This window comes from Arthrobacter sp. I3, assembly GCF_000520575.1.
Classification (GTDB): Bacteria; Actinomycetota; Actinomycetes; order Actinomycetales; family Micrococcaceae; genus Arthrobacter; species Arthrobacter humicola_A.
Map to the genome: position 1 here is coordinate 1 of NZ_KI914934.1, position 6020 is coordinate 6020.

At 68.6% G+C, this 6020-nt stretch carries 5 protein-coding genes; 4 read left to right on the plus strand and 1 reads right to left on the minus strand.

What is annotated here, in order from left to right; genetic code table 11:
- Positions 1 to 755: dihydrolipoamide acetyltransferase family protein (locus tag Y706_RS0114170; protein WP_028277092.1), on the plus strand; the 755-nt coding region annotated here is incomplete at its 5' end.
- A gap of 115 nt (positions 756 to 870) precedes the next feature.
- Here the strand turns inward: Y706_RS0114170 and Y706_RS0114175 are convergent.
- On the minus strand, positions 871 to 1527 hold the full coding sequence (locus tag Y706_RS0114175; protein WP_028277093.1) for an SACE_7040 family transcriptional regulator: 657 nt from the start codon (positions 1525 to 1527) through the stop codon (positions 871 to 873).
- A gap of 160 nt (positions 1528 to 1687) precedes the next feature.
- Between Y706_RS0114175 and Y706_RS0114180 the strand changes: the two genes are divergently transcribed.
- From Y706_RS0114180 to Y706_RS25560, 3 genes are all read left to right on the plus strand, one after another.
- A complete protein-coding gene (locus Y706_RS0114180) occupies positions 1688 to 3295 on the plus strand; it encodes a carboxyl transferase domain-containing protein (protein WP_028277094.1) in 1608 nt (535 codons plus the stop codon).
- A gap of 7 nt (positions 3296 to 3302) precedes the next feature.
- Positions 3303 to 5528, plus strand: a complete 2226-nt coding sequence (locus Y706_RS25555) for an acetyl/propionyl/methylcrotonyl-CoA carboxylase subunit alpha (protein WP_043436194.1) — start codon at positions 3303 to 3305, stop codon at positions 5526 to 5528.
- Between the two features lie 106 nt (positions 5529 to 5634).
- On the plus strand, positions 5635 to 6020 hold a 386-nt coding region (locus tag Y706_RS25560; protein ID WP_043436195.1), incomplete at its 3' end, for an acyl-CoA dehydrogenase family protein.

Sequence of the window (6020 nt, forward strand, 5' to 3'; positions counted from 1 at the left end):
AGGAACCCGCCGGTGCGACGGCGCACGCCGCAGGGCTTGTCCGGGCCCCGGGCGAGCGCGAGACCCGCACGCCGATCAGGGGCGTCCGGAAGTTCACCGCGGCTGCCATGGTGGCCAGCGCCTTCACCGCGCCGCACGTCACCGAGTTCCTGACCGTCGACGTTACGCCCACGATGGAGCTGCTGGCACGGCTCAAGGCCAGCCGCGCGTTCGCCGGGTACAAGCTCACCCCGCTGACGCTCGTGTCCAAGGCCGTGCTGATTGCGTTGCGCAACCACCCGACCCTCAACGCCCGGTGGGACGAGGCCAACCAGGAGATCGTCCAGTTCAACTACGTGAACCTGGGCATCGCGGCTGCGACCCCGCGGGGGCTGACCGTTCCGAACATCAAGGACGCGGACCGGATGTCCCTCATGGATCTCTCCTCGGCCCTGACGGAACTGACGGACACGGCCCGGGCCGGGAAGACAAGCCCTGAGGCGCTCTCCGGCGGCACGGTCTCCATCACGAACATCGGCGTCTTCGGCATTGACGCCGGCACGCCCATCCTGAATCCGGGCGAGGCAGCCATCCTGGCCCTCGGCGCGGTCCGGAAGATGCCGTGGGAGTACAAGGACGAGGTCGCGCTGCGCCAGGTCATGACGCTCAGCCTGTCCTTCGACCACCGGCTGGTCGACGGCGAGCAGGGCTCGCGGTTCCTCCAGGACCTCGGGGCCATGCTGGCCGATCCGGGCATGGTCCTCGCGATGGTCTAGGTCCCTGCGACACAGCTGCCGGCTGCCCCGTCCGAAAGGAAGGGGCGGCCGGCAGCTTCGTGGTGTGCGGGGCCGACCCGCGGACCCGGGAGGGCGCCCGGGACCGGGGAGTTGCTTAGCCGAGCGGCTCGGTGGGGGCCGGTGCCAGGAGCGCGGCCAGCGCCATGCTTTCCAGCAGCGGCCTGGCGCGGCGGACGCCGATCCGGCGTCCGTGGCTGCGCACCGAGTGCGGGGTCGAATTGATCAGCCCGAACGTGGCGTGCGCGCGCATCCGCAGTTCGGCGGCCTCCGTACCCTCGTGCAGTCCGGCCAGCACGTCCACCCAGAGTTCAACGTAGTTGCGCTGAAGCGTGCGGACCTCGGCCTGGTCCTCGCCGGCCAGGTTGCTGAAGTCCTGGTCCTGGACCCGGATGACGTCCGGGTTGCTCAGGGCAAAGTCGACGTGGAAGGCCACCAGCCCGCCCAACGCCGCCAGATCGCCGTCGGAATCGGCCACTACCTTGCGGCCGCCGTCGAGCAGGTCCTGGCTGACACTGAGCAGCAGGGCGCCGAGGACGGCCTGCTTGCCGGCGAAGTGACGGTAGACCGCCGGTCCGCTGACGCCGGCCGCGGCCCCGAGATCCTCCAGGGAAACGCGGTTGAAGCCCTCCAGGGCAAAGAGCGCAGCGGCGGCGGACAGGAGGGCCTGCCGCCTGTTCGCCTTCGCCTGGCTGCGCTGCGTTGAGGCTGCCTGGGCTGACGGAAGCTGGGCAGTCTGGCTGGGCTCGGTCACCGGCGCATCCCCTCGTTGCAAAATGATCCCTGTGTTGGACATCACAGTTAATAGAGACTAACCTAAATCTCAGTTATGCGGTACTAACCGAAATAGTCGGGCGGCCTGAGTTGCCGCTCCGGCGCGCAAGTCCGCGCAGGTCAGGGAACGGAAGCAGTCAATGGAGACAATCGCCAGCCGGGTGGATGCGACGAGCACCGCCTACGCCGCGAACCGGGAGGCCCAACTAGGGCTGGCCGGCGAGCTGAGGGAACGGCTCGCCACCGCCGCGCTGGGCGGGCCCGCGAAGTCCCGGGAACGCCACGTGGCGCGCGGCAAGCTCCTGCCGCGCGAGCGCATTGACCAGCTGCTCGACGACGGCAGCCCCTTCCTGGAGATCGCCCCGCTGGCCGCGGACGGCATGTACGACGGCGACTCGCCCGGTGCAGGCGTCATTGCCGGCATCGGGCTGGTGCACGGCCGCCAGGTGCTGGTCATTTCCAACGACGCCACAGTCAAGGGCGGCACCTACTATCCGATGACAGTGAAGAAGCACCTCCGCGCGCAGGAAATCGCGCTGGAGAACCGGCTGCCCTGCATCTACCTCGTGGACTCCGGCGGGGCGTTCCTGCCCAAGCAGGACGAGGTCTTCCCGGACAAGGAACACTTCGGCCGGATCTTCTTCAACCAGGCGAGGATGTCCGCGGCGAAGATCCCGCAGATCGCGTCCGTGATGGGCTCCTGCACCGCGGGCGGCGCGTACGTTCCGGCGATGAGCGACGAGACCGTGATTGTCCGCAACCAGGGCACCATCTTCCTGGGCGGCCCGCCGCTGGTGAAGGCCGCGATCGGCGAGATCGTCACGGCGGAGGAACTCGGCGGCGGCGATGTGCACTCGAAGATTTCCGGGGTCACGGACCACCTGGCCGAGAACGATGAGCATGCCCTCCAGATCGTCCGCGACATCGTCTCCACCCTGCCGAAGCCTTCCGCGCCCGTCTGGGACGTGGACACCGCCGTCGAGCCCGTTGCCGACCCGGACGAGCTCTACGGCGCCGTGCCCACGGACGTCAACGCCCAGTACGACGTGCGTGAGGTCATCGCCCGGCTGGTCGACGGCAGCCGGTTCCACGAGTTCAAGAAGAACTACGGCACCACCCTGGTCACGGGCTTCGCCAAGCTGCACGGCCACCCCGTGGGCATCGTGGCGAACAACGGCGTGCTGTTCAGCGAGTCCTCCCTCAAGGGAGCTCACTTCATCGAACTGTGCGACCAGCGCGGGATCCCGCTGATCTTCCTGCAGAACCTCTCCGGCTTCATGGTCGGCAAGGACTACGAGCAGGGCGGCATCGCCAAGAACGGCGCCAAGATGGTCACCGCCGTCGCCACCGCCCGCGTGCCCAAGCTGACCGTCGTGATCGGCGGGTCCTTCGGCGCCGGGAACTACTCGATGTGCGGACGCGCCTACTCCCCGCGCTTCCTGTGGATGTGGCCGGCGTCGCGGATCTCCGTGATGGGCGGCAACCAGGCCTCCAGCGTGCTCGCCACCGTGAAGCGGGACCAGTACGAGGCCCGCGGCGAGGAATGGTCCGCCGCGGACGAGGAAGCCTTCAAGGCCCCCATCAAGGCCCAGTACGAGGACCAGGGCAGCCCCTACTACTCCACCGCCCGCCTCTGGGACGACGGCGTGATCGACCCCGCGGACACCCGCACCGTCCTGGGACTGGCGCTCGACGTCGTCTCCCGCACCCCGCTGCCGGAGACCTCCTTCGGCCTCTTCCGGATGTGAGCCAGCCATGAATCTTTCTTCGCCGACCATCTCTTCGCCCACCACGCCTTCCGTGGCCACCCCTCCAGCCACCCCCACAACCGGCACCCCGTTGTTCGGCACCGTGCTCGTCGCCAACCGCGGCGAGATCGCCTGCCGCGTCATCCGGACCCTGCGCGCCCTCGGCATCCGTTCGGTCGCCGTCTATTCCGACGCCGACGCCGACGCGCGGCACGTGCGGGAAGCCGACGTGGCGGTCCGGATCGGCCCCGCCGCGGCCACCGAGAGCTACCTCAAGATCGAGGCCATCATCCAGGCCTGCCGCGACACCGGCGCCGAGGCCGTGCACCCGGGTTACGGCTTCCTGAGCGAGAACGTCGACTTCGCCCGTGCCCTCGAAGCCGCCGGGATCACGTTCATCGGCCCCGGCGTCGAATCCCTCAACGTCATGGGCGACAAGATCCGCTCCAAGAACCACGTCACCGGCTACGGCGTCCCCGTGGTCCCGGGCATCGCTGAACCCGGCATGAGTGACGCGCAGCTGATCGAGGCCGCGGCCGGCGTCGGGTTCCCGCTGCTGATCAAGCCCTCTGCCGGCGGCGGCGGGAAGGGCATGCACATCGTCGAACGCGCCGAGGACCTGGAAGCCACCCTGGCCACCGCACGCCGGGTCGCCGCGAGTGCGTTCGGCGACGACACCTTGTTCCTGGAACGGCTCGTGCTCACGCCGCGGCACATCGAGGTCCAGATCCTGGCGGACAACCACGGCAACGTCATCCACCTGGGGGAGCGTGAGTGCTCGCTGCAGCGCCGCCACCAGAAGGTCATCGAGGAAGCACCGTCCCCGCTGCTGGAATCCCTGCCCGACGGAGCGGAGATCCGCGCCCGGATCGGCGAGGCCGCCTGCCAGGCCGCGCGCAGCGTCCACTACTCCGGCGCCGGGACCGTGGAATTCCTGGTCTCGGACGCCGCCCCGGACGAGTTCTTCTTCATGGAGATGAACACCCGCCTGCAGGTCGAACACCCCGTCACCGAGATGGTCACCGGAATCGACCTCGTCGAATGGCAGGTCCGGATCGCCGCCGGCGAGGAACTCACGGTGACCCAGGCCGATGTCGTCCTGACCGGCCACTCGGTTGAGGCACGCGTCTACGCTGAGGTGCCGGAGAAGAACTTCCTGCCGTCCATCGGACAGGTCGTGCTGCTGGACGAACTGCCGGACACCGCGAGTGGCAAGGTCCGTGTCGACTCGGCCCTGCTGGAGGGCCTCCAAATCTCCAGCAGCTATGACCCTATGATTTCCAAGGTCATCGCGTGGGGCGAGGACCGGGCGGAGGCTTTGGACACCCTCGATGAGGCGCTCGCCGCGTATACCGCGCTGGGCATCGATACCAACGTCGAATACCTGCGGCTGCTGATCAACGACGCCGACGTCCGCGCCGGACGGCTCGACACCGGCCTGATCGAACGGAAGATGCCGGAGTTCTCCTTCCGGCACCCGGGCGACTTCGAAGTGGCCGCCGCTGCCGTCTTCGCCGCTGCGATGCACGAGCATGAAACGCAGGACGCCGGGACCGGCCCCTGGCATCTCGGTAACGGGTGGCGGCTCGGTGCAGCTGCCCCGCGCCGGATCAGCCTGGGGACCCCCGACGGCGGTATCGCCACGGTGCAGGTATCCGGCTCGTTGGCGCGGGGGACGGCGACCGTGGGAGTCAACGGCGGCCCGCGACGCCCGGCATCATTTCGGTCCACCAAGCGAGGCGCCGCAGAGTTGACTCTGGGCGACGAATCCCGAAGTTACGCCCTGGCGACGGTCCACCGCGGGCCCGTCCCCCCTGGCCCCGGCAACCCGATGCCAACGGAAATGTTCCTTGGGAACGAGGGCTGGTCCTGCCGGCTCGAGGTGCTCACCCGGGAGACCCGGCTCGCCCGGGTGCTGGCCGCGATCGAACGCGAGGAAGGCGCCGCCGACCCGGCGGTGCGCTCGCCGATGCCCGGCACCGTGGTGTCCGTGTCCGTCAGCAACGGCGACACCGTGGAGGCCGGCCAGGTCCTGCTCTCGGTCGAAGCCATGAAGATGGAGCACCAGCTCGTGGCGCCCTTGGACGGAACCGTCCACATCAGCGTCGGCTCCGGCGACCTCGTCAAGGCAGACCAGGTGCTGGCGACGATCCACCCCGCCGTCCCGACGGAGCCCTCGAAAGCCGAGGACACGATCGAGGAAGCCGTCATCGCGATGGGCGCGGCCGAATGACCGAACCGTACTGACACCACCGCCCCCACCCCGGGCTAACCCAGCCACAAGCGCACCAACACCTTTCAACAGACCACAGATGTACCTCAGACACAGGAGTCACCCCATGGCAGATTTTGAACTCAACGAGGACTACCAGATCCTTAGCGACACCGTCCGCGAATTCGCCGACGAGGTGGTGGCCCCTGTCTCCGCCAAGCACGACGAAGAGCACAGCTTCCCCTACGAGGTCGTCTCCCAGATGGCGGACATGGGCCTGTTCGGCCTGCCGTTCCCGGAAGAGTTCGGCGGCATGGGTGGGGACTACTTCGCTCTGGCCCTGGCCCTGGAACAGCTCGGCCGCGTGGACCAGTCTGTCGCGATCACCCTCGAGGCCGGCGTCTCGCTCGGTGCGATGCCGATCCACCGCTTCGGCAACGAGGCGCAGAAGCAGGAATGGCTGCCGCTGCTGGCCTCCGGCAAGGCGCTCGCCGGCTTCGGCCTGACCGAGCC